Genomic DNA, 23,769 nt, shown 5'->3' on the forward strand with positions numbered 1-23,769 from the left:
GGTCTGTCGGCCGTATGCGCACCAGTCCTCCTACCCCGAGCCGCGTCCCGCAGTCCAGGCGTTCGCTCGCCGCGCACCGTGGCGAGCGTCACGGTCCCGGCCGGGTGCGGCGCGGACGGCCCTCCCGGCGGGCGGCCCGCCCCGCCGCTGCTTAGCGTGGCAGACGTGAGCCCCCTGACCGTCTCCGCGCGGCCCGCCGCCCGGCACGGCTGGCCGCAGGCGCTGGCCGTGGTGCTGACCGGGCTCGCGGTGATGGTGCTGGTGGCCGCGGCCGGGCTGTGGGCGGCGGGTGCGGCGGGTCTGCCGGACGGCGCGTTCCCGCGGGTGCTGGCCGCCACCGTGGTCACGGCGGTCGGCGGCAGCATCCGGCTCGCCGGCGACGCCGGCGCCCTGGCCAGGACCGAGGCCGGGATCACCGTACTCCCCCTGTCCGTGACACTGGCCGGTGCCCTGGTGGTCGGCGCGGGCTTCCTGCGCCCGCTGCGCCACCGGACCCTCGCCTCGGCCGGGGCGCTGGCAGGCTGGGCCGCGCGGATCGCCGTGCTGTGGCTGCTCGCGCTGACCGGGCTGGCGTTCGCCGCCCGCGAGACGTTCGCCGTGGACGTGGGCAGCGGCACGCTGAACGATCTGACCTCGCTGTTCGAGGCGGAGCCGCGGGTCGGCTTCGCCGCGGACGTGCCGCCGACCGTGCTGTTCGCGCTGCTGTGGCTGGCCGGGGTGCTGGTGGTGGCGCTGCTGGTGGCGCGGGGGGTGCCGCTGCCGGGGCGGCCACCGCGGTGGCGACAGGGGGCGCGCCCCGCCGCCCGCGCGATGGTGGAGCTGCTGCTGGCCGCGGTCGTCGTGGGGCTGGTGGTAGCGCTCGGCACGGCGGCCGGCCGGGGGGATGCGCGTACGACCTTCGCGCTGATCCTGCTCGGGCTGCCCAACCTGGTCTGGCCGGCGCTGACCGTCGGTCTCGGCGCGACCTGGAACGGCCGGGTGGACGGCCCGTTCGGGCTGCCGGTCCCGCACGTCCTGGACGTCCTGCTGCGCACCCCCGACGTCTCCGAGGTCGATCTGCGGGCGCTGACGCAGTACGACGGCCGGATGGCGTGGCTGCCGGTGGCGGCCGGGGCGCTGCTGCTCGCGGTCGCCGTCCGGGCGGCCCTGCGCTCACCGCCCCGGACCCCGCTGTGGCTGGACGCCGTACGCCTCGGCGTCGCGCTCGCCCTCACCGTGCTCGCGATCTGCCTGCTGTGCCGGATCTCCGCGCACTACGGGCTGTCCCTGCTCGGCATCGGCGATCTGGGCGGCGGGCTGTCCGGGGAACTGCTGCTGCGGCCGCGGACCTGGCAGGCGGTGGGCCTGGGCGCGCTGTGGGGGCTGGTCGCCGGGCTCCTCGGCCATCTGCTCGCGCTGCCGGTGCGCCGCGGGCGGCGGTCATCCGATGGGCAGCACGAGCGCGGGAAGGGTGCGCTGCATCCGTAGCGCGTCGACGGACTCGGCGAGCAGCTCGTACTCGGTGGTGTCGTCGTGCGCGGCGATCCGCACCAGCCGCCCCTGGGCCAGTTCCTCGGCGATGCGCTCCTGCCGGACGTCGTCGGCGCACCAGGCGCGCAGCAGGGCGGGCACGTCGGCCACCGTCTCCGCGACCGGCACCAGCGCCCCCGCCGGGAAGGGGGCGGCCTCCGGGGTGGGGTCGAGCCGCTCGGCGATCCAGGACGCGCGGTCGCGCAGCCACCACAGGGCCAGTGCCAGGGTCGGCGCGCGGTAGGTGCCGAGCGGTACGCCGATGCGGCGGCCGTCGCACATCCCGTATGCCGTGACATGGCACAGGAATTCGTCGTGCACGTATCACTCCCCCGTCGCCTCGTCCGGTTGTGCCGGGCGGACCTCGCTCTCCGTGCGGCTCCGTGCGGTGAAGTGCCCCTCGCTGTTCGAGTATCGCCACGGCCGAAACACTGTCACCACGACTTTCCGGCCACTCTGCTGGCATATTCCCCACCCTTTTCCGTGGAAATGGTGGGATTCTGCGGGCGGTGCGGGCATGACCCCGGAGGTAATCGACCCGCCCGGCACCCCTCGGGCATGGTGGTTCCACCGGGTCGGCGAGATCCCCGATCCGGCCGACGACCAGCACAGACGACTCCGATGGAGGCTGATCCGCCATGTCCGTGAACACCGAACGCTACGAGACCGCCGCCGCGCGTTACTTCGAGGCCTGGAACGCCACCGAGCCGGAGGCGCTGCGCAAGGCGGTCGCCGCCGCCTGGACCCCGGACGGCTCCTACACCGACCCGCTCGCCGACGTCCGGGGGCACGACGCCCTGGCGGCCGTGATCACCGCGGTGCACGAGCAGTTCCCCGGCTTCGTCTTCCGCCCGCTGGGCACGGTGGACGGGCACCACGACGTGGCGCGCTTCGGCTGGGAGCTGGTGAACGAGGCCGACGGCTCGGCGCCGGTCGCCGGGTTCGACGTGGTCACGCTGGACGGCGAGGGCCGTATCCGGCAGGTCATGGGGTTCCTGGACCGGGCGCCCGAGGGTGCGTGACGGCACGCGGCCCGGCTTCCTGCCCCGGAGCGGGGCGGGAGCCGGGCCGCGTGCGGGGGCCGGCGGGGGCAGCGCCGGGAGACCGGCGCGGGTGGTGTGGCGCGGAGGTGGGGCGCCGGGAGTGCGGCGCGGAGGTGGGGCGCCGGGGCGAGGCGCCGGGGGCGGTGTTACGACCGTACGATCGCGTCGATCCGCTTCAGTTCCTCCGCGTCGAAGTCCAGGTTGCGCAGGGCGCCGACGCTGTCCTCCAGCTGCCGGGCGCTGCTGGCGCCGACCAGGGCGGAGGTGACCCTGCCCCCGCGCAGCACCCAGGCGAGGGCCAGCTGGGCGAGGCTCTGGCCGCGCGAGACGGCGATCTCCTGGAGCGCGCGCAGCCGTCCGACCAGGTCCTCGGTGAGCGCGTCGGGCCCCAGGAACGGACTGTCGCCGGCGGCGCGGGAGCCCTCCGGGATGCCGTCGAGGTAGCGGCCGGTGAGCAGGCCCTGCTCCAGCGGGGAGTAGACGATGGAGCCGACCCTCAGTTCGTCCAGGGCGTCGAGCAGGCCCTCGTCCTCGGGGCGCCGGTCGAGCATCGAGTAGCGCGGCTGGTGGATGAGGAGCGGGGTGCCGAGGTCGGCGAGGATGCGCGCGGCCTGCCGGGTCTGTTCGGCGGAGTAGTTGGAGACGCCGACGTAGAGCGCCTTGCCCTGCTGGACCGCCGTGTGCAGGGCGCCCATCGTCTCCTCCAGCGGAGTGTCCGGGTCGGGGCGGTGCGAATAGAAGATGTCGACGTACTCCAGGCCCATCCGCTTCAGGCTCTGGTCCAGGGAGGCGAGCAGGTACTTGCGCGAGCCCCATTCGCCGTACGGACCGGGCCACATGAGGTGGCCGGCCTTGGTGGAGATGACCAGCTCGTCGCGGTAGGGCGCGAGGTCGGCGGCGAGGGCGGCGCCGAGCGCGGACTCGGCGGCGCCGGGCGGCGGGCCGTAGTTGTTGGCCAGGTCGAAGTGGGTGACGCCGAGGTCGAGGGCGCGGCGCAGGATGGCACGCTGGGTCTCCACCGGACGGTCGGGGCCGAAGTTGTGCCACAGACCGAGCGACAGCGCGGGGAGTTTGAGGCCGCTGCGTCCGGTGCGCCGGTAGGGCATCTCGGCGTAACGGTCGGGGGATGCGGTGTACAACACGACTCCAGGGGGTCGGCACGGATCTTCCCGGTCCAGGATTCCTCCGGTGGCGCCCTGCGGTCCAACGGGAGAATCGGATCGGATTGAGCGATTAGGCTGCTCAATCATGGAACTGCGTCATCTCCAGCACTTCATGGCGGTCGCCGAGGACCAGCACTTCACGCGGGCCGCCGAGCGGCTGATGGTGTCCCAGTCGGGCCTGTCCGCGTCCATCCGGGCGCTGGAGCGGGAGTTGCGGGCGCCGCTGTTCGTGCGCACCACGCGCCGGGTGACGCTGACCGAGGCGGGGCGGGCGCTGCTGGTGGAGGCCGAGCGGATCCTCGCGCAGGTGCGCGCCGCACACGAGGCGGTGGCGGCGGTGCAGGGCGTGCTGCGCGGCACGCTGGCGCTGGGCACCGAGCAGTGCATCGCCGGGGTGCATGTGGCCCGGCTGCTGGCGGGGTTCCGGGGCGCGCACCCGGACGTGGAGATCCGGCTGCGCCAGGCGGGCTCGGGCGCGCTCGCGGAGGACGTGGCGGCGGGGCGCCTGGACCTGGCGTTCGCGTACCGCACGCGGGCGGACGGCGACCAGCCGCGCTCGGTGTCGCTGACCAGCGAGCCGATGACCGTGCTGTGCCATCCCCGGCACCGGCTCGCCGCGGCCGGGGGGCTGCTGGACCCGGAGGACCTCGCCGGTGAGGTCTTCGTGGACTTCCACCCGGACTGGGGGCCGCGCCGCGCCACCGACGCCGCCTTCGCCGCGGCGGGGGTACGGCGCACCGTCGCGCTGGAGGTCAACGACGTCCACACGCTGCTGGACCTGGTGGACGAGAACCTGGGCATCGCGGTCGTACCCCGGCACTTCCGGCACAAGCGGCCCACGCTCACCGCGCTCCCGCTCAAGGGCACGGGCGAGGCCGAGTACGAGACGGTGGCGCTGCTGCCGCCGGAGCGGTCCACCAGCCCCGCGGCCCGCGCGCTCGTCGCCCTGCTGGAAGCCGGGGGCTGAGACGTCTGTCCGATTCCGGGCGCGTGCGGGCCGTGCGTCTGTGATGGTGGACGGTATGCATGCCAAGGACATCCTCATCGACGGCTACGGCCGCATCCAGGAAGAAGTCCACGACACCCTCGACGGCCTCGGACCGGACGAGCTGCACCGCCGTCCGGCGCCCGGTGCCAACACCATCGCCTGGCTGGTCTGGCATCTCACGCGGGTGCAGGACGACCACATCGCCGACGCCTTCGGTCTCGACCAGGTGTGGCTCTTTGACGGCTGGGAGAAGCGGTTCGGCCTCGATCTGCCGCGCGGCGACACCGGCTACGGGCACACCCCGGCCAAGGTCGCCAAGGTGCGGGTGGCGAGCGCCGACCTGCTGACCGGGTACTACGACGCGGTGCACGAGCAGACGCTGGGCGCGCTGCGCTCACTGGCCGCCAAGGACCTCGAAGGCGTGGTGGACGAGCGCTGGGACCCGCCGGTCACGCTGGGCGTGCGCCTGGTGAGCGTCCTGTCCGACGATCTCCAGCACATCGGACAGGCCGCCTACCTCAAGGGGCTGGTTCAGAGCGCGGCGGAGTAACCGGGCAGGATCACATCCTCGATGAGGGCCTTGCGCTCGTCGAACGGGATGAACGCGCTCTTGACCGCGTTCACCGTGACCGTCCGCAGGTCCTCGACGCCCCAGCCGGCCTCCTCGACCAGCAGCGCCATCTCACGGGTCATCGTGGTGCCCGACACCAGACGGTTGTCGGTGTTCAGGGTGACCCGGAAGCCGAGGTCCTTCATCGCGGTGATCGGGTGCTCGGCGATCGAGGTGGCGCAGCCGGTCTGGAGGTTGGAGGTGGGGCACATCTCCAGGGCGATACGGCGGTCGCGCACCCAGGAGGCGAGCCGGCCGAGCTTGCCGTCTACGATGTCCTCGGTCAGCCGCACGCCGTGCCCGATGCGCTGGGCGCCGCACACCTGGACGGCCTGGTGAATGCTGGGCAGCCCGTACGCCTCGCCGGCGTGGATGGTGAAGGGCACGCTCTCGCGGCGCAGGTGCTCGAAGGCGGCGAGGTGGTCGGCGGGCGGGAAGCCGTCCTCGGCGCCGGCGATGTCGAAGCCGACGACCCCGGCGTCCCGGTAGGCCACGGCGAGGTCGGCGGCCTCGGCGACGCGGTCGAACATCCGCATGCCGCACAGCAGGGTGCCGACGCGCACCGGGGTGCCCGCGGCGGCGGCCTTCGCCATGCCTGCGGCCAGGCCCTCCTGCACCGCCTCCACGACCTCGGCGAGGCTCAGCCCGCCGCGGGTGTTCAGCTCGGGGGCGTAGCGCACCTCGCCGTAGACCACGCCGTCGGCGGCCAGGTCCAGGACGTACTCCTCGGCGGTGCGCAGCAGGCCCTCGCGGGTCTGCATCACGGCGAGGGTGTGCTCGAAGGTGGCGATGTAGCGCACCAGGTCACCGGAGTTGGCGGCCTCGACGTACCAGGCGGCCAGCTCGTCCGGGTCCGTGGTGGGCAGCCGGTGCCCGACCTCGGCGGCCAGCTCCACGAGGGTGGCGGGGCGCAGACCGCCGTCGAGGTGGTCGTGCAGCACGGCCTTGGGGAGGCGGCGGAGGGTGTCGGTGTCGATGCGGGGGGCGGTCATGGCAGGGCGTTCCTCAGCAGGTTGTACCGGGGTCGATCAGGCGGCCGACGGTGCCGACGGGGCAGTTAGCCGGTGAGGTTATACGTAAAACCGGATCCTTGTCTACGCGCGTTGCCGAGGAGTTGTCTACGCGCGTCCGTGGGGCGTCGGGAGGGTGTCGGGAGGAGGACGGTCAGGGGGGTCGCGTCGGGGTGACGAGGCGCGCTGTTGCGGCGCTTCGTGGCGGGGGCGGCGGGAGGCATGACGCTTCGTGGCCGGGGCGGCGAGCGACACAGCGCTTCGCGGCAGGACGGCGAGCGACAGGCGAGGCGGCGGGCGACACAGCGCTTCGCGGCAGGACGGCGAGCGACAGGCGAGGCGGCGGGCGACACAGCGCTTCGCGGCGAGGCGGCGGGAGGCACGGCGCTTCGTGGCGGGACGGCGGGCCACGTCGTATCGGGGCGGGGGACGTGTCCGGGGGCGGGGGGAGGCTTTGGGCCCGCGCAGGCGTGCCGTACGAGGCGGGCCGGTGTCAGGGCGGCTCGCGTCAGGATGCCCGCGTCCGCACCCCAAGGCCGCCTCAGCGCGCAGCCTGCTCCCCCCGGACACCCTCACCCAAAGCCACCCCAGCGCACCGCCCCTCCCTCCCCAGACACCCTTGCCCGAGGCCGCTTCAGGGCACCGCGTGCCCGGACGCTTCCGCCCGAGGCAACACCCCCCTCGCCGCCGCGGGCTCAGGGCGCTTCCTCGCCCTGGGCCACCTCCACCCGGTGGTGGAAGTCGGCCAGCCCGGCCGCGGCGGTCGCGCCGGACAGGGCGGTGCAGGCGATGAGCAGCGCGGCGACGGCCCGGCCCGCGCGGGCCCTGCCGGGCGTGTCCAGGAGGGCCCGCACCCGCTGCGGAACCGGCCCCGTGGTCGCCCCGGCCACGAAGTCGGGCCGCGCGGTGCCGGCGGCGTGCCCGGCGAGGGCGGCGCGGGCGATGGCCCGTGCGGTCAGCCGCCGGTCCCCCACCCGCGCGGCCGCGGCCTCGTCGGCGGCCCGCTCGGCGGCGAGCCGGACGGTCGTACGGACCGGCCGCAGCGCGGGGTGGCAGTGCGCGGCGAGTTCGGCGGCGGCGAGGAAGTAGTGGTGACCGCCCTCGTTGTGCGCCCGCTCGTGCGCGAACAGCGCCTCCCGCTCGGGCCCGTCCAGGCTGCGCAGCATCGCGGTGGTGACGACGATGCGGTGCGGGCGGCCGGGCAGCGCGTAGGCGTCGGGGCGGGGCGAGTCCACCACGCACAGGTCACCGGCGGCGGGCCGGCGCCCGGCCTCGGTGCGGGCGAGCCGGAAGGCCCGGCCCTGGCGCAGCACCGAGCGCACGAGGGTCCAGCAGCAGACGGCGAGCACGCCGACCGAGGTGGCGGCGGCCGGCACCACGATCAGAGCGGGGGCGGTGTGCAGCGGGTGGATGAACTCGCCGAACGCGGCGAACAGGGGCAGCCGCAGCAGCCCGATCAGCACGAAGGCGCCGAGCGCGGCGAGCGAGCAGCCGGCGAGAACCACCGCGCAGCCCGTGACGGCCCACAGCGCGACGGCCGGGGCCAGCCGGGCGAGGGCCCGCCGGGCCAGCGCGGGCAGGGCGCAGGGCAGCAGCAGGGGCAGCAGGAGCAGGGCGGTCATCGGGCGGGGGCCCTCATCAGCCGTCGGATTCGAGGAGGTCCCGCAGGATGCGCTCGTCGTCCGGGTTGAGCTGGGCGACGAAGCGGGCGAGCACGGTCTCGCGGTCGCTGTCCCGGTCCAGCTCGCTGTGCATCCGGCGGGCGGTGAGACCGTGGGCGTCCTGGACCTCCTGGACCGGGAAGTACACGAAGCCGCGGCCCTTGCGCTGCCGCTCGACGACGCCCTTGTCGTGCAGGCGGCTGAGGATCGTCGTCACCGTGGTGCGCGCCAGGTCCGCGCCCAGGCTCGACTGGACCTGTCCGGGGGACAGGGGCCCATCGGCGGCCCAGAGCGCGGCCATGACGCTCGCCTCTAGTCCACCGGCCGGCCGGCGCTCGTCCTTGCCGTCGGTCATGGAAACGTCCTCACCCTCCTCGTCGTCCGCGTGCGGACCGTCTACACGATGGTAGTCATACGACCGCGCGGCCCGGCCACGCCCGTCGTGCGCGCCAACCGCGGCCACGACCGGCACAGGGTTGTACCGGCCCGTGCGTGCCCCCATACATGACAACCCGCCCCACCGCTACACATAAACCGCGAACAAGCGCAAAATGGGTAGTGCGGTGCTCCTCGAACACCGCTCCCATAAGCGGTCTGGCCTGCGCATTCGAAGGAGACGAAAGTCATGGCCAACGTGTCGCACAGGGGTGACATATCGACCCACCCCGATGTCCCCGAAATGCGGGAACGCTACGCCCGCATGCTCGGCGGTCGTGATGTCGCGCTCGTGGACGGGCCGGTGTTGCTGCTCGGTCTGTACTGCGCGGCATCGCCCTGGATCGTGCATTACTCCGCCGGCCAGCCGGCGCTGATGACCCACAACCTGATCATGGGCATCGCGATCGGGCTGCTGGCGCTGGGATTCACCAGGGCCCCCGAGCGGATGTACGGCCTCAGTTGGGCGATGTGCGCGTTGGGCGTCTGGATGATCATCGCTCCGTGGATCGTGGGCAGCGCCCCGGACGCCGGCGTGATCACCAACAACGTCGTCATCGGCGCACTGGCCCTCCTCCTCGGAATCGTCTGCGCCGCGACATCGGCGAAGGCCACGAAGAGCACGCCCAGGCCCTAGCGGGGAAGGAAGCACGACGAGCACGCGCGAGGAAGGAGCGGATCGTCGAGAAGGAGAAAGGGAAGCAGAACACGGAAGGAAGAAGGACGGAGGGCCGGTGCGCCCAGCGAACCGGCCCTCCCCCACGCTCCCGTGCCCTCCTGGCCTGCCTGGGCGGGACCCCGCTCAGCCCCGCACGGTGAAGCTCAGCCACAGGTCCGCCGGCAGCGCCGGCCGCCCCGGCAGCGCCCGCTCCGCACAGCTCCACCCGCCCGGCGCGACCTCCTCCGCGACCCGCCGCCAGAAGGCCGCCCCACCCGCGTTGTTCCGCTGAAAGGCGACCTCCCAGCGCCCCGGATGCCGCCGCAGCACCTCCCGTACGGCCCTCAGCCCGATCCCCGCGCGCCGGGCGCCCCGCACCACGAAGAAGCTGTTCAGCACCCGCACCGGCCCGTCGAGCCCCCGTACGAAAGCGAATCCGGCGAGACGGTCACCGCAGGTCAGCAGGTACGGCGCCCAGCCGCCGCCGGTGAACGCGGACTCCACCCGCTCGCTGCGGAACGTGCCGTCGGCCGCGGGCAGGCCGCCCTGGAACTCGGACATGTCATGACGGAACATCAGCCACAGCCGCTCGACGGCGGGCCGGTCGCCGCTGGTCGCGGGGCGGACCCGGACGTCCGCGGTCAGGGTCTCGTTCACGCTGTCGGTCACGCTGTCGGTCATGTTGTCGGTCATGAACGAAAGCCTCCCCGGCGGACTCTCGTCCGGGCCGGGGAGGCTCGTCACGCTGGTCGGATCATAGACCTTCGAGGCTCACACTGTCTCGGTGTCCCGCCCGGCCGGGCGTTCCTCGCCGCTCTCCTTCGCCCCGAACGGCCAGACCCTCTCCCGCCGCGCCCAGAGCAGGAAGGCCGCGCAGCCGAGGGCGAGCCAGGCCAGGGACCATTCGATCGGGTGGCGGCGCGGGGAGTCGTGGTCGGCGCAGGCGTAGATCACGCACCAGCCGGTGAAGGCCACGAGGGACGGCAGCGGGTAGAGCCACATACGGTAGGGGCGGCGCAGCTCCGGGCGCCGGGCGCGCAGCACCGTCAGGGCCACGATCTGGGCCAGCGCCTGCACCAGCACCATCACGGTGGTGAGCAGCTGGATCAGGGTCGCGAGATCGGTGTGCCGGCCGATCAGGAAGCCGGCCGCGGTGATCACGCCCATGGTCGCCAGGCCCAGCGTCGGGAAGCGGTGCCGGGGGTGCAGCCTGGCGTACGGCCGGAAGAAGACCCGGTCGCGCGCCGCGTCGTACGGCACCCGCGAACCGCCCAGCAGGCCGGTGAACACGGAGGCGAAGGCGGTGATCAGGATGAGCACGGTGACCGTGTCGGCGGCGCCCCTGCCCCAGGTCCGCTCCAGGACGGCGGAGGCCACCGAGGTGGACGCGATGTCGTCCGGGTCGCTCATGCGGTGCCAGTCGACCACGCCGAGCGTGCCGATCTGGAGCAGCAGGTAGATCGCCATGATGCCGAGGATCGAGTAGACGATGGAGCGCGGCAGGACCCGGCCGGGGTCTTTGATCTCGGCGCCCATGTAGGCGGTGGTGTTGTACCCGAGGTAGTCGTACACGCCGATGGTCAGGCCCGCGGCGAACCCGGTCCAGAAGTGCCCGCCGGTCAGGTCGAAGGCGCCTGCCGGGTAGCTGAAGGCCAGGTGCGGGCTGAAGTCCGTCGCGGCGGCGGCGATCACCAGGACCACCGAGGCGACCATCACCGTCCACATCACGGCCGTGATCCGCGCGATGTGCTCGATGCCGCGCCACAGCAGGAGCACCACCAGGGCGATGACGCCGAGGCCGGTCAGGTCGCCGGCCGGGCCGCCGAGGCCGGGGGCGAGGTAGCCGAGGTACTGGACGAAGCCGACCACGCCCGTGGACATGATCAGCGGCACGAACAGCATCGCCGTCCACACGAACAGGAACGGCAGCAGGCTGCCGGTGCGGTGGCGGAAGGCCTCGCGCAGATAGACGTAACTGCCGCCGGAGCCGGGCAGCGCGGCGCCCAGCTCGGCCCAGACCAGCCCGTCGCACAGCGCCAGCACCGCGCCCGCGACGAATCCGACGACCGCCTGGGGGCCGCCGAACGCGGCGACCATCACCGGGATGGTGACGAACGGTCCGATGCCGCACATCTGGCTCATGTTGATGGCCGTGGCCTGGAACAGCCCGACCCGGCGGACGAAGCCGCCCGGAGGCGGCGGGCTACCGGACATGGGGACTCCTGGAGGCGTCGGGGAGGGGACCCTACGGGCATCCGCGCGCCGGACGGAAGGCGGTTGACGGATATTCAGCGGGCGCTGTGGCCACGGTCGTTGACAGCCCCCGGACGGCGACCTAGCTTAAGCCCGGTTAGTAAAGTTTCCTAACTTTACGAGCCTGGAGACCGTCTGTGTTCCCACGCCCCGCCCCCGGCCATCGGCTCGCCACGGCCACCGGGCTCCTCGCCCTGCTGGGCTACCTCGCCACCGGCGCCTGGGCCCATCCGCACACCCCCGAACCGCCGCTGCGGCCGGTCGCGGACCTGAAGGCGCCCACCCGGATCACCCGCGTGTCCTCCGCCGCCGGAAGCGCCACCCCGCTCGCCGGGTTCGCCGTCCAGTCCACGGCGAAGGTGGACGATTCCCCGGCGGCCGTCTCCTCCCCCGGCTACCCGGCGCGCGGCTGGTACCCGGCGGGCCCGCGCTCCACGGTGCTGGCCGCGCTGCTCGCCGCCGGGGTGTACGACGACCCGTTCCGCTCCACCAACCTGGCGAAGATCCCGCAGGCCGACTTCGAGGTGCCCTGGTGGTACCGCTCGGACTTCACCCTCGCCGACACCGCGCGGCGCACCCTGCTCGACTTCAGCGGGGTCGTCTCCGCCGCCGACGTCTACGTCAACGGCCGTCAGGTGGCCGCCGCACAGGACGTGACCGGCGCCTACACCCACCACGAGCTGGACGTCACCGCCCTGGTGCGGCCCGGCGTCAACACGGTCGCCTTCCGCGTCCGGCCCAACGACCCGGCCAAGAACCTGACCATCGGCTGGCTGGACTGGCTCCAGCCGCCGCCCGACCGGAACATGGGCATCGTCCGGGACGTCCTGGTGCGCCGGAGCGGCCCGGTCGCGCTGCGCGACGCGCACGTGGTCACGAAGCTGGCCGTGCCGTCCCTCGCCACCGCCGACCTCACGGTCAGGGCACGGGTGCGCAACGACTCCGGCGCGCCGGTCACCGCCGAGGTCACCGGCACCGCCGGCCCGGCGCGCTTCGGCAGGACGGTCCGGCTCGCCGCCCACGAGACGCGGACCGTCGCGTTCTCCCCCGCCGGTGTACCCGCACTGCGCCTGGCCGCGCCGAAGGTGTGGTGGCCGGCCGGGATGGGCGGGCAGCCGCTGTACGGCCTCGACCTCACCGCGCGCGTGTCGGGCGCCACCTCGGACACCGCGCACGAGTCTTTCGGCATCCGGGACGTGCGGGCGCCGCTGAACGCGGCGGGGGCCCGCCAGTACCGGATCAACGGCCGCCCGCTGCTGATCAAGGGCGGCGGCTGGTCACCGGACGAGTTCCTGCGCTGGGACCGCGCCTACGCCGAGGACCGGCTGCGGTACGCCGTCGATCTCGGCCTGAACACCCTGCGCCTGGAAGGCCACTTGGAGCCGGACGAGTTCTTCGGCCTGGCCGACCGCTACGGTGTGCTCACGCTGCCGGGCTGGGAGTGCTGCACCAAGTGGGAGGGGCAGGTCAACGGCACGGAGAACGGGGAGAAATGGACCCCGGCCGACTATCCGGTGGCGAAGGCGTCCATGGCCGCCGAGGCCGCCCGGCTGCGGGACCACCCGAGCGTGATCTCCTTCCTGATCGGCAGCGACTTCGCGCCCGACGCGACGATCGAGAAGAACTACCTGGACGCCCTGCGGGCCGCCGACTGGAATCTCCCGGTGGTCTCCGCCGCCTCCGGCAAGTCCTCGCCCCGGCTGGGCCGTTCGGGCATGAAGATGACCGGCCCCTACGACTGGGTGCCGCCCGGCTACTGGTACGCCAAGCGCGAGGGCGGGGCCACCGGCTTCAACTCCGAGACCAGCGCGGGCCCGAGCATCCCCACCCTGGACACGCTGCGCCGGATGCTCACCCCGGCCGAACTGGACAGCCTCTGGCAGGACCCCGGCGCCAAGCAGTACCACCGCTCCCCGTCCGCCACCTTCGGCACCCTCGCGCTCTACGACGCCGCGCTCACCGGCCGGTACGGCGCCCCCACCGGCCTCGCCGACTACGTCCGCAAGGCACAGCTGGCCCAGTACGAGAACGTGCGGGCCCAGTTCGAGGCGTACGGCCGCAACGCGACGGATGCCGACGGGCCCGCCACCGGGGTGATCCACTGGATGTTCAACAGCGGCTGGACCTCCCTGCACTGGCAGTTGACGGACCGTTACCTCGATCAGGGCGGCGCATACTTCGGCGCGAAGAAGGCCAACGAGCCGCTGCACATCCAGTACGGCTACGACGACCGCTCGGTGTCGGTGGTCAACAACCGGCACACGCCGCGGCGGGGGCTCACCGCGCGCGCCACCCTCTTCGACCCGGACGGCACCCTGCGGTACGACGGCACGGCGACCGGTCTTTCGGTGGCCGGGGACGGTGCGCACGCGACCGCGCTGACCCTGCCGGAAAAGGTCTCCGGACTGTCCCGGACGTACCTGCTGCGGCTGGTGCTCACCGACGCGGACGGCCGGGAGGTGAGCCGGAACGTGTACTGGCTCTCCGGCAAGCAGGACACGCTCGACTGGCAGGGCACCACCTGGTGGTACACGCCGACGACCGGCTACGCCGACCTCACCGGGCTGGCCTCGATGGCGCGGGTCCCGGTGGCGGCGACGGCCACCACCCGGTCCGCTGGTGGCACCTCGACCACGACCGTGACCCTGCGCAACACCACGGCCGGGCGCACGCCCTCGCTGCTGACGGACGTGCATCTGGTCGACGGGCGCGGGGCGCCGGTGCTGCCGGTGCGCTGGTCGGACAACGAGGTCGGGCTGTGGCCGGGCGAGTCGGTGACACTGACCGCCGTCTACCGCACGGCCGATCTGCACGGCGCGGCGCCTCGGGTGCGCGTCTCCGGGTGGAACACCCCGGAGCGGACCGTGCCGGCTGCATGACGAGGGGGGTGGGCCCCGCCGGACCCACCCCCCTCGCGTGCGCGGGCGCTCAGCTCACGTTGAGCGCGGTGTCGTCCACGACGAACGAGGTCTGGTACTTGGCGCCCTCGGTGCCGGTGAACTGGAGGGTGACGTTCTGCCCGGCGTAGCCGCTGAGGTCGAAGCTGCGCTGGGTGTAGCCGGAGGCGGCGTTCAGGTTCGAGTACGTCGCCAGGGTGCCCAGCACCGTGCCGGAGCTGTTCAGCACCTGCACCTTGAGGGTGTCGTAGGCGGTGCTGGTCGAGGTCTCGGCCGTGTCGATGTGCAGGTAGAAGCTCAGCTTGGCCGAGGTGCAGCCCGCCGGGATGGCCACCGGCTGGGAGAGCGTGTCGGTGGTCGCGGTGCCGTAGCCGTCGAGCCAGGCGTAGTACGAGCCCGAGTGGGGCGACTCGCCCGTGGCGTTGGTGATGACCTTGCTGGAGGCGCTCCAGGTCGTATTGCCCGACTCGAAGCCGTTGTTGCCGAGCAGCTGGCCCGCGGTGCAGGTGCCGGTGCCGCCGCCACCGCCCGTGCCACCGCCGCCGGTGCCGCCGCCACCGCCGCCGCTGGTGCCGCCGTCACCGGCGAGCCACGCGGTGGCGTTCAGGGCGAGCGCCGCGTTGGTGGCGCCGCTGTCGTTCCAGCCGTCGTAAAGGGTGTTGCCGGAGCTGCCGGTGCCGTCGTCGATCGGGGAGCTGTCGCCCCAGAACGCGACGCGGCCGGCGCCGAAGGTGCTGGTCAGGAAGAAGGCACCGGTGTTGCCCGAGTAACCGCTGCGGTAGACCAGGCCCTTGACCGAGGAGTTGTCGGCGGGCTTGAGGGTGGCGGTCGTACCGTCGGCGAACAGGCTCTTGGTGACCTTGCCGAAGGAGCCGTTCAGCACCGGGTCGGTGCTGTCGCTGATCGCGGCCGGGTAGCCGGAGCTGATGTCGAGGGAGTCGATGGAGAAGCCGAACGGGTCGGTGTTGTCCACGCCGTTGTTCGTCATCAGGTCGTTGAGGATCTCGACCGCGTCGCTGCCGTCGTTGTTGCGGTCGGCGCCGGTGTGGTCGGAGATCATGAACAGACCGCCGCCGTTCTTCACGAAGTTCATGATCGCCGTCTTCTCGGCGGACGTGAACAGCGTGTTGGGCTCCGGCAGGACCAGCGTGTCGAAGTTCGACAGGTCCTGCGCGGACGAACCGCCGTACGTCAGGCTCTGGCCCGAGGGCAGCGTCTTCAGGCTGTAGTCGCCGGTCTTCTGGAGCGCCACGCCCCACGAGGAGAGCGCGCCGGTCCAGTCGGTCTCGGACTGCGGGTTGGCGTTCTGGCCGAGCGGGTCGGGCTGGCTGGTGGAGATCACCCAGTCGGCGTTGCCGGCCGTCTCGGCGTGGGCGTTGTCGAACAGCACCCGGTGTGTGGTCGCCGCACGGGCGGGGGCGCTCGCACCGACCTGGACGGCGGCTCCGGCCAGGAGCAGGCCGAATCCGGCGAGTGCGGTGGTGACTCTGCGTCGGGATCTCATGGATCCGGGCATCCGGCGAACCTCCGTTGTGGGGTGTGGGGAGAGGGAGTGGCGGCGCCAAGTCTGCGCGCGTAGAACCCGCTTGAGGGTTCTACACGCGTCGATGGCTTGAAAGGTACATGGCATGAAGCGTCGGTGAACAGAAAGTCCCGGCAATAAAGCGGGCCGGACTGTCCGCGCGCGCAGCGGGCACCTTCACCAAGGAGGGGTTTCCCGCCGCATGAAGGGGTGGAGATGGAGATTTCGGGCATCGTCAGCGCGATCGTCATCGGCCTGATCATCGGTGTGCTGGGCCGGCTGGTCGTGCCGGGGCGGCAGCATATCGGGGTGCTGTGGACCATCGTCGTCGGCATCGTGGCCGCACTGGTCGGTTCCGCGATCGCCGCGGGGATCGGGGTCGCGGACACCAAGGGGCCGGACTGGATCGAGTGGCTCATCCAGATCGCCCTGGCGGCGGTGGGGATCAGCGCACTCGATCGGGCGAGGGCACGTCGTTGACGTACCGTCAACTTCCCCTGATCTCATAGAGGTACGGGGTCGTGGTGCTCAGCGGGAGGAAGCCGAGGCGTGCCAGGATGGGGCGGCTCATCGGCAAGGCGTCGACCTGGAGGTAGCGGCAGCCGCGGGCGGCGGCGATCCGGGCGCGGTGGGCGACGAGGGCGCGGTACAGGCCCCGGCCCCGCCACGCCTCGGCGGTGCCGCCGCCCCACAGGCCGGCGAACGGGGTGCCGGGCACCAGTTCCATCCGGGCGGCGCTGACGGCCTCCGTCCCGGCCATGGCGACGACGGCGACCAACGCGCCGGGATCGGCGGCCAGTTGGTCGAGGAGCCGACGGCGCATCCGGGTGCCGTCGGTGCCGAACGCCTTCTCGTGCACCTCGGTGAAGAGGTCGACGCCCGCCTCGTCTACGACCTCCAGCAGCCGTACGCCGTCGGGGAGTCGGGCGGCCAGGTCGAGCCGGTCGATCTCGCCGATCATCAGCGTCTCGGCCGGCTCGGCCCGGAACCCGGCCGCGGCGAGCCGGGCACCGAGGTCGGCGGGCCGGTCGTGGCTGTAGAGCTTCCACTCGAAGTCGTGGCCGTGAGTCGTGAAGGCGGCGATCTGCTCCTGGATCACCGCGTCCACGTCCGCGCCCGCCGCGTCGAGGCCGGTCCAGAGCACGCCGTTCCAGCCGTGGGCGTCCGCGTGTTGCCGCACCACCTGCCCGACGCGTACGACGCGGGCGCCCGGCCCGTCGGGGAGGGCGTGTTCGCGCAGGTGACGGTCGTACAGCGCGAGGATCTCGGTCTCGTCCATGGCGGCCCAGCTGATCACGCCGGAGGGGACGCGGCAACGCGATTTCCCGGTCAGCCCAGTTCGAGGGTGGTCACGCCGAAGACGCGGTCCCGGGCATGGGGGCGGACCGGGCCGGTGTACATGCGGGCCGTCTCGAAGGAGGGGGCCAGTCCGGCGGCCTGGGCGAGGGCGGTGCCGGCGGTGTTGGGTTCGGGTACGTCGATGGCGAGTTGGCGTCCGGCGGCTTCGGTGGCCAGCGCGGCGAACAGGGCGCGGGCGTCGTCGGCGGTGTCCGCGAACAGCGGTCCGACGCGCAGGCCGTCGCGGCCGGGGCGGATCACGCCGTACCCGGTGAGGCGTCCTGCGTGGTGGCGTACGACGGTGTGGTGGCCCGGCGCGGAGAGCCACGCGGCGAGGAAGCGGGGGCGGTCCGCGGGGTGGCAGGCGCTGTCGTAGGCGGTGATCGCCGCGAGGTCGGCGGGCCCGGCCGGGCGGACTCCCTCGGGGGTGCCGGCCGCGGGGGCGGTGCCGGTGAACCGGATGGTGCGGTAGGCGAGTTCGAAGCCGGACTGGCGGTAGTTGTCCTGCTGGGCGACGACTCCGTCGAGGCCGATGGTGCGGGTGCCGGCGTGGGCCAGGGCGGTCTTCCAGGTGGTCAGGCCGTGGCCGCGGCCGCGCAGGTCGGGGCGGACGAGGTAGCAGCCGAGGAAGGCGAAATCGGCGCCGTAGTTGACGACGGAGACGGCCGAGACCGGTTCCCCGTCGATCCGGCCCAGGAAGAAGCCCTCGGGGTCCTGGGCGAAGAACGCGGGTCCGTCGGCGAGTCCGGGGTTCCAGCCCTCCGCCGCCGCCCACCCGCTGATCACCGGCCAGTCGGCGAGATCGGCGCGGGTGACGACGAGGTCGTGGGGGGCGGGAGAAGTCATCGGTGCGCTCCATCGCGTCGGGGGCCGGCCGCCGTACCGGACGGCCCTTGTCCGCAGCATCCTCGCGGATCAACGGCCTTTGCACCATGGGGTGATCAGCCGACCGGCACCGGAGACGGGGCGGTCGGCGTATGGGCGCGTCGCGAGGCTCCACCGGGCCGGCGTCCGGTCGGGTGCTGGACGGTGGGGGCCCGGTGGCCGGTGGAGGCCTGGGACGGGGTGGGTCAGCGGGTGCGGCTCGGGCGGAAGCGGCGGTACAGGATGGTGCCCGTGAGCAGCAGCGCCGCGCTGCCGGCCGCCGCGGGGGCGGTCAGGTCCGTACCGGTGTGGGCCAGTGAGGCGGTCACCGGCTCCGGCGCGGGCCGCGGGGTGTGCGGCGCTGCCGGGTGGGTCTTGGCGGGGGCCGGCGGCTGCGGGGTGGGCGCCACCGGGTGGCTCGGGGTCTCGCCGCCGCCGTTGACGGAGGTGTTGCCCATGGCCGGGTTGAGCAGCCCCACCACATTGACGCTGTTGCCGCTGATGTTCACCGGCAGGTCGACGGGGAGCTGGATCCCGTTGCCGGAGATCACTCCCGCGGAGTGGTGGGCGGCGCCGTGGGCCGCGGCCCCGCCGGAGGTGGCCGATCCGGCCTTGCCGCCACCGGTCTCGTTCGCGCACGTGTTGCCCATGGCGGGGTTGAGCAGCCCCACCACGTCGACCGTGTTGCCGCACACGTTCACCGGGACGTCCACCGGCAGCTGGATGCCGTTGCCGGAGATCAGTCCGGGCGAGCCGGCCGCGACGCCGTCGGCACTCGCGCCGTCGGCCGCGAACGCGGCGGACACCGGCCACGCCAGGGCCATCGCACCGGAGGCGGCGACGGCGGCGATCACGCCGTTTCGGGTAGCCCGTCTCATTGATTCCTGCCTTCCAGACAAGTTCGCGGGCAGTCACCCGCACCCGGTAAAACGCGGGCGAACCAGCTGAGTTATGGCTCATCGGGCTTTCACCCCATCGAGTGGCATGGCCGATAAACCGCTTGTAAGGCCGAGCAATGATCATCAATCGGGCGCGGAGCATACGGCACCCGGTGGCGTTCCGCTCGCCCGGAGGCGGGCCGAACGGGGCCCACTTATGGTGAGCGAAAGGGCGCCGTCCCGGTCCGCTGCGGGCGCCTCGGGAGGCGATCGATGCTGGCCAAGCTGTGCACGCGGTCCGCGGTGCGGCGCTGTGCGGGTACCGGAGTCCTCGCCCTGGCGCTGCTCGGGCCGGCCCTGCCCGCGCCCGCGGCCTCGCTTCCCGCCGCGGCGGACCGCCCCGAGCTGTCCCGGTTCTACCGGCAGAAGGTGACCTGGGGCGCCTGCGCGGGTCCGGGCATGCCGCGGCGGATGCAGTGCGGGAAGGTGACGGTCCCGCTCGACTACGCCCACCCCGGCACCGGGACGCTCGACCTCGCGCTGGCCCGCTATCGCGCCACCGGCGGCTCCCATCACTCGGTGCTGCTGAACTTCGGCGGCCCCGGCGGCGCGGGCGTGACCGAACTGGCGTACGACGGCACGCAGTTCCTCGGACTGACCAGCGGCTATGACGTGGTCACCTTCGATCCGCGCGGGGTGGGCCGTTCCTCCCCCGTCAGCTGCGGTGACGACGGCGGCCAGGCCGCGGCCGTCACCGGCGCGGACGCCGACCTCGGCCATCCGCTGGCGCTGCTGCGGCAGTTGCGGCTGAGCGCCGACGCGTGCGCGCGCAACTCCGGCGACGTGCTGCCGTACATAGGGACCGTGAACGCCGCCCGTGACCTGGACGTGATCCGCCAGGCCCTCGGCGAGCGGAAGCTCAACTACCTGGGGTTCTCCTACGGCACGCGGCTCGGCGCGGTGTACGCGGCCCAGTTCCCGCACCACGTGGGGCGGATGGCGCTGGACGGCGTGGACACCCTGACCGAGTCGCTCGCCGAGCAGGGCATCGACGGCGCGCGCGGGCAGCAGACCGCGCTGGAGGACTTCCTGGACTGGTGCACGGGGGGCGCCGGCTGCCCGTTCGGGCGGGACCGGCGCGCGGCGGGCGACGCGGTGGTCTCGCTGGTGCGCTCGCTGGACCGGCGGCCGGTGACGACGGACGGCGGGGACCCGTTCTCCGGGCAGGACCTGGTGGCCGCCATCGTGCAGGCCCTCTACAGCCGGGGCCTGTGGCCCTCGCTGGAGCGGGCGCTGGGCTCGCTGACGCGGGACCGCGATCCCCGAGGCGTCATGGGCTTCGCCGGCGGAGGTGCCGGGCCGGTCCCGGACCGCCCGGCGACCGGGCACGCCGGGCTGGTCGACCCGCAGGACGTGCCGGCCGACAACCTCCAGGCCGCCCTGCTGGCGATCAACTGCGCGGACGACCCCGACCGGCCCTCCGCCGCCCGGATCACCGCGGACCTGAAGCGGCTGCGGGCCGCGTACGACGAGGCCTCCCCCGTCTTCGGCCGCTACCGGCTCACCCAGGTGCTGATGTGCTACGGCCGCCCCAGGGGCACCGATTTCATCCGCGCCCGTGTGAAGGACGTCGACACCCCGCGGATGCTACTGGTCGGCACCCGCGGGGACCCCGCGACGCCGTACCCGTGGGCGGTCCGGACCGCGCAGCGGCTCGGCCCGGCCGCGGTCGTCCTCGACAACAAGGGCGACGGGCACACCGGCTACGGCTCCTCCGTGTGCGTGCACCGCACGGTGGACGACTTCCTGCTCCACGGCTCCCTGCCCGCGTACGGCAGCTCCTGCCCGGCGGACGGGAGGGAGTGGAGCGTCTTCCCGAACCGCATCGACCGTTGAAGGCACCGGCCGCCGACCGGCGTCCGTGACCGCGACCGGAGGGACACCATCATGCGCAAACGCGCCGCCATCGCCGTACCCGCCGCCTCTGCCGCCGTGGCGGCCCTGCTGCTGACCGCGCCGCCGGGAGCGGCCGCCACCCAGGCCCCGCCGCGGGTGGCACCCTGCGTCCAGGGGGAGCTGACGCTGCGGGCGGCCACCGTGCCGCACCGGCCCACGGTGGTGCGGGTCAGCGTCACCAACCACAGCGGACGCGCCTGCGCCATCGACCGGGTGCCGCTGGTGACCTTCGGCGGTCTGGACGGGGCCGCGCTGCCGGTGGCCGGGAACGGCGCGGGCCGGCTGCGGCTCGCGCCGGGCGCGACCGTCCATGCCGATGTGCGCACCATCGTGCGCCCGGCGGATCCGCAGGCCCGCCGGGCCGCGTCGGTCACCGTCGGCGACTGGGCGGGCCGCTGGGGCCGCGTCTTCACGCCCGCCCGGCTCGGCACCGGCGCACGGGTGCCGGTGTGGGAGCCGGTGACGACGGCCTGGCAGCCCTCGTCGAGGGCCGCGGACCGGGACCTGGGGCTCGGCGCGGCGACCCGGCCGAACCCGAAGCCGACCAGGACCACACTGGCCCCCAGCCCGACCCCGACGAGGACGATGCCGGCCCCGAGCCCGACTCCGACCAGGACGACGCCGGCCCCCAGCCCGACGCGGCCGAGCCCGGCGAGCCCGAGCCCGACGAGCCCCGCCAGTCCCAGCCCCAGCTGACACCCGGTGGCCGGGTGACGGCCGACGGCTGACAGCGGCTCGCCGGGTCGCTGTCAGCCGAGGACGAGTTCCGGCGTGTACAGGTCCAGCCACTGCGCGAGGTCCAGGGTGCGTTCCAGGCCGCGCCGGGCCGCCTGGTCGGTCACCGGGTCCTCACGTTCGGCGGCCTGCCGTACGCGGTCCCGGTCCACCAGGTCGAAGACGCGGTGCGAGGGCCGGGCGAGCAGGTCCTTGGCCTGTTCCTGGAGGGCGCGGGCGTACTGCGGGTCCTGGGTGGACGGGTAGGGGCTCTTGACCCTGTCGTACACGCTCTGCGGCAGGACGTCCTTGGCCGCCTCGCGCAGCAGGCTCTTTTCCCGGCCGTCGAAGGACTTCAGGGCCCAGGGGGCGTTGAACACGTACTCGACCAGGCGGTGGTCGCAGAACGGCACCCGCACCTCCAGGCCGGTGGCCATGCTCATGCGGTCCTTGCGGTCGAGCAGGATGCGTACGAACCGGGTCAGGTGCAGGTGGCAGATCTGGCGCATGCGGAACTCGAAGTCGCTCTCCCCGGCGAGCCGTTCGATGTCCGCGACGGCCGTGCGGTAGCCGTCGGCTATGTACCGGTCCAGGTCGAGGTTCTTGACCAGGTCGGTGCGCAGCACGTCGGAGTCGTCGCCGAAGTGGCGGCCGAAGCGCACCAGCCAGGGGAAGGTGTCGGCGCGGCGGGCGTCCTCGTCGAAGAACTGGAGGTAGCCGCCGAAGACCTCGTCGGCGGACTCGCCGGACAGGGCCACCGTGGACTTCTGCCGGATGGCGCGGAAGAGGAGTAGCAGCGAGGCGTCCATGTCGCCGAAGCCGGCCGGCAGGTCGCGGGCCCGGATGACCTGCTCGCGCACGGCGGGGTCGGCGAGGGACTGGGCGTCGAGCACGATGTCCTGGTGCTCGGTGCCGGCGAGCCGGGCGACGTCGTGCACGAAGGGGGTGTCGGGGGTGCCGCGCAGTTCGTCGGCGACGAAGTTCTCGGTCTGGCCGACGAAGTCGACGGAGAAGGAGCGCACCGTCTCGCCCTGCTCGGCGAGTTGCCGGGCGGCGAGCGCGGTCATGGCGGAGGAGTCGAGGCCGCCGGAGAGCAGGGTGCAGCGGGGCACGTCGGCGACGAGCTGGCGGCGCACGATGTCGTCCAGGAGGGTGCGCACGGTGGCGATGGTGGTGTCGCGGTCGTCCTCGTGCGGGCGGGTCTCCAGGTGCCAGTAGACGCGGGTGGACAGGCCGGAGCGGTCGACGGTGACGACGGTGCCGGGCTCCACCTCGCGCATGCCGTCCCAGACGGCGTGTCCGGGGGTCTTGATCATCACGAGCAGTTCGCGCAGGCCGTCGAGGGTGACCCGGCGGCGGGCCAGCGGGTTGGCGAGGATCGCCTTGGGCTCGGAGCCGAACAGGACGCCGTCGGGCGTGCGGTAGTAGTAGAACGGCTTGATGCCCATGCGGTCGCGGATCATCACGAGCTTGTCGCGGCGGCCGTCCCAGATGGCGAACGCGTACATCCCGTTGAGGCGTTCGGCGAGCGCGTCGCCCCACTCGACGTAGGCGTGCAGGACCACCTCGGTGTCCGAGTCGGTGGTGAACCGGTGGCCGCGGTCGGTCAGTTCGCGGCGCAGCTCGGTGAAGTTGTAGGTCTCCCCGGAGTAGACCAGCGCGACGGTGCCCTCGGGGGTCTCCAGGGTCATCGGCTGGCGTCCGCCGGGCAGGTCGATGATGGCGAGCCGGCGGTGGCCCAGGGCGGCGGGTCCCTCGGTCCAGGTGCCGCGGTCGTCCGGGCCGCGGCAGGCCATCGTCTCGGTCATCGCATGCAATGTGGTGGCCTCGGCGCTCAGGTCACGATCGAAGGAAACCCATCCGGTGATGCCGCACATGCGCTGTCTCCTGCCTCCGGCCGACCGCCGGTACCGCGTCCAGCTGTGCTTTCGCGGGGGCCGCGGTGCCGGCCGGCGAACCAGTTGTATCGAGCACCTATATGACGAGCGTCCGTCAGCGTCCGGTACCGGTCAACGCGGACGTAACACGGACGCAACCTCCCGCCCGATGATTTCGGCCGCGTTTTGCCCGCGCGAGATCCGCGAATCGCGGCGGCGGAGCGCCGCAGGCGCCGGGAATCGGCCATGGGCAAAAAGTTCCCCAAGCGGCGGGCGCCGCCCGGTCCCGCGGTGAAGAACCGTCCCGGGGGGGGGGGGGGGGGGGGGGGGGGGGGAGGAGGGGAGGAGGGGCGTCCCACAACACCCTGCCGACGGGCGCACACAACCCACCCA

The 23,769-nt window shown here is 73.2% G+C and carries 21 protein-coding genes; 9 read left to right on the top strand and 12 right to left on the bottom strand.

Annotation, left to right across the window (positions count from 1 at the left end; genetic code table 11):
• Positions 1 to 165 precede the first annotated feature (165 nt).
• Complete coding sequence (locus AC069R_RS17255) at positions 166 to 1,467, top strand: streptophobe family protein (protein ID WP_478767618.1); 1,302 nt, start codon at positions 166 to 168, stop codon at positions 1,465 to 1,467.
• On the opposite strand, the gene AC069R_RS17260 is transcribed toward AC069R_RS17255, so the two are convergent.
• A complete protein-coding gene (locus tag AC069R_RS17260) occupies positions 1,420 to 1,830 on the bottom strand; it encodes a hypothetical protein (protein WP_478767619.1) in 411 nt (136 codons plus the stop codon). The two genes, AC069R_RS17255 and AC069R_RS17260, sit on opposite strands and share 48 nt — an antisense overlap.
• A 317-nt stretch (positions 1,831 to 2,147) precedes the next feature.
• Between AC069R_RS17260 and AC069R_RS17265 the strand changes: the two genes are divergently transcribed.
• A complete protein-coding gene (locus AC069R_RS17265) occupies positions 2,148 to 2,531 on the top strand; it encodes a nuclear transport factor 2 family protein (RefSeq protein WP_397987736.1) in 384 nt (127 codons plus the stop codon).
• A gap of 167 nt (positions 2,532 to 2,698) precedes the next feature.
• Here the strand turns inward: AC069R_RS17265 and mgrA are convergent, their stop codons facing one another.
• Complete coding sequence (gene mgrA / locus AC069R_RS17270; RefSeq protein WP_397988267.1) at positions 2,699 to 3,691, bottom strand: L-glyceraldehyde 3-phosphate reductase; 993 nt, start codon at positions 3,689 to 3,691, stop codon at positions 2,699 to 2,701.
• A gap of 109 nt (positions 3,692 to 3,800) precedes the next feature.
• On the opposite strand from mgrA, the gene AC069R_RS17275 reads away from it, so the two are divergent.
• Positions 3,801 to 4,682 carry a LysR family transcriptional regulator gene (locus tag AC069R_RS17275; RefSeq protein WP_478767620.1) on the top strand — a complete coding sequence of 294 codons (882 nt, stop codon included), beginning with the start codon at positions 3,801 to 3,803 and terminating at the stop codon, positions 4,680 to 4,682.
• A gap of 55 nt (positions 4,683 to 4,737) precedes the next feature.
• Entirely contained in the window at positions 4,738 to 5,253 is a 516-nt protein-coding gene (locus tag AC069R_RS17280) for a mycothiol transferase (RefSeq protein ID WP_478767621.1), read from the top strand.
• Here AC069R_RS17280 and AC069R_RS17285 read toward each other — a convergent pair.
• The 3 genes from AC069R_RS17285 to AC069R_RS17295 form a co-directional block, all read right to left on the bottom strand.
• Complete coding sequence (locus tag AC069R_RS17285; RefSeq protein WP_397987733.1) at positions 5,235 to 6,305, bottom strand: adenosine deaminase; 1,071 nt, start codon at positions 6,303 to 6,305, stop codon at positions 5,235 to 5,237. The genes AC069R_RS17280 and AC069R_RS17285 overlap by 19 nt on opposite strands.
• 713 nt (positions 6,306 to 7,018) lie before the next feature.
• Positions 7,019 to 7,945 (bottom strand): M48 family metalloprotease, encoded by a 927-nt coding sequence (locus AC069R_RS17290; protein ID WP_478767622.1) that lies wholly within the window; start codon positions 7,943 to 7,945, stop codon positions 7,019 to 7,021.
• Positions 7,946 to 7,961: 16 nt separating this feature from the next.
• A complete protein-coding gene (locus AC069R_RS17295; RefSeq protein WP_478767623.1) occupies positions 7,962 to 8,339 on the bottom strand; it encodes a BlaI/MecI/CopY family transcriptional regulator in 378 nt (125 codons plus the stop codon).
• A gap of 270 nt (positions 8,340 to 8,609) precedes the next feature.
• On the opposite strand from AC069R_RS17295, the gene AC069R_RS17300 reads away from it, so the two are divergent.
• Entirely contained in the window at positions 8,610 to 9,056 is a 447-nt protein-coding gene (locus AC069R_RS17300; RefSeq protein ID WP_478767624.1) for an SPW repeat protein, read from the top strand.
• 165 nt (positions 9,057 to 9,221) lie between these two features.
• On the opposite strand, the gene AC069R_RS17305 is transcribed toward AC069R_RS17300, so the two are convergent.
• A complete protein-coding gene (locus tag AC069R_RS17305) occupies positions 9,222 to 9,770 on the bottom strand; it encodes a GNAT family N-acetyltransferase (RefSeq protein ID WP_478767625.1) in 549 nt (182 codons plus the stop codon).
• Between the two features lie 78 nt (positions 9,771 to 9,848).
• Positions 9,849 to 11,291 carry an APC family permease gene (locus tag AC069R_RS17310; RefSeq protein ID WP_478767626.1) on the bottom strand — a complete coding sequence of 481 codons (1,443 nt, stop codon included), beginning with the start codon at positions 11,289 to 11,291 and terminating at the stop codon, positions 9,849 to 9,851.
• Between the two features lie 176 nt (positions 11,292 to 11,467).
• On the opposite strand from AC069R_RS17310, the gene AC069R_RS17315 reads away from it, so the two are divergent.
• On the top strand, positions 11,468 to 14,209 hold the full coding sequence (locus AC069R_RS17315; protein WP_478767627.1) for a glycoside hydrolase family 2 protein: 2,742 nt from the start codon (positions 11,468 to 11,470) through the stop codon (positions 14,207 to 14,209).
• A gap of 49 nt (positions 14,210 to 14,258) precedes the next feature.
• Here the strand turns inward: AC069R_RS17315 and AC069R_RS17320 are convergent, their stop codons facing one another.
• Positions 14,259 to 15,743, bottom strand: coding sequence for a hydrolase (locus AC069R_RS17320; RefSeq protein WP_478767628.1), 1,485 nt, complete (start codon positions 15,741 to 15,743; stop codon positions 14,259 to 14,261).
• A gap of 222 nt (positions 15,744 to 15,965) precedes the next feature.
• Here AC069R_RS17320 and AC069R_RS17325 point away from each other — a divergent pair, with 222 nt between their 5' ends.
• On the top strand, positions 15,966 to 16,229 hold the full coding sequence (locus tag AC069R_RS17325; RefSeq protein ID WP_478767629.1) for a GlsB/YeaQ/YmgE family stress response membrane protein: 264 nt from the start codon (positions 15,966 to 15,968) through the stop codon (positions 16,227 to 16,229).
• A 7-nt stretch (positions 16,230 to 16,236) separates the two neighbouring features.
• Here the strand turns inward: AC069R_RS17325 and AC069R_RS17330 are convergent, their stop codons facing one another.
• From AC069R_RS17330 to AC069R_RS17340, 3 genes are all read right to left on the bottom strand, one after another.
• Positions 16,237 to 17,028, bottom strand: a complete 792-nt coding sequence (locus AC069R_RS17330) for a GNAT family N-acetyltransferase (protein ID WP_478767630.1) — start codon at positions 17,026 to 17,028, stop codon at positions 16,237 to 16,239.
• A gap of 50 nt (positions 17,029 to 17,078) precedes the next feature.
• Positions 17,079 to 17,933 carry a GNAT family N-acetyltransferase gene (locus AC069R_RS17335; RefSeq protein ID WP_478767631.1) on the bottom strand — a complete coding sequence of 285 codons (855 nt, stop codon included), beginning with the start codon at positions 17,931 to 17,933 and terminating at the stop codon, positions 17,079 to 17,081.
• A gap of 224 nt (positions 17,934 to 18,157) precedes the next feature.
• Positions 18,158 to 18,805 carry a chaplin gene (locus tag AC069R_RS17340; protein WP_478767632.1) on the bottom strand — a complete coding sequence of 216 codons (648 nt, stop codon included), beginning with the start codon at positions 18,803 to 18,805 and terminating at the stop codon, positions 18,158 to 18,160.
• 297 nt (positions 18,806 to 19,102) lie between these two features.
• Here AC069R_RS17340 and AC069R_RS17345 point away from each other — a divergent pair, with 297 nt between their 5' ends.
• Both AC069R_RS17345 and AC069R_RS17350 read left to right on the top strand, forming a co-directional pair.
• Complete coding sequence (locus tag AC069R_RS17345; RefSeq protein WP_478767633.1) at positions 19,103 to 20,725, top strand: alpha/beta hydrolase; 1,623 nt, start codon at positions 19,103 to 19,105, stop codon at positions 20,723 to 20,725.
• A gap of 51 nt (positions 20,726 to 20,776) precedes the next feature.
• On the top strand, positions 20,777 to 21,481 hold the full coding sequence (locus tag AC069R_RS17350) for a DUF4232 domain-containing protein (RefSeq protein ID WP_478767634.1): 705 nt from the start codon (positions 20,777 to 20,779) through the stop codon (positions 21,479 to 21,481).
• 53 nt (positions 21,482 to 21,534) lie between these two features.
• On the opposite strand, the gene asnB is transcribed toward AC069R_RS17350, so the two are convergent.
• Positions 21,535 to 23,376 carry an asparagine synthase (glutamine-hydrolyzing) gene (gene asnB, locus AC069R_RS17355; RefSeq protein WP_478767635.1) on the bottom strand — a complete coding sequence of 614 codons (1,842 nt, stop codon included), beginning with the start codon at positions 23,374 to 23,376 and terminating at the stop codon, positions 21,535 to 21,537.
• Positions 23,377 to 23,769 lie beyond the last annotated feature (393 nt).

This window comes from Streptomyces sp. NPDC043952 (assembly GCF_056435325.1).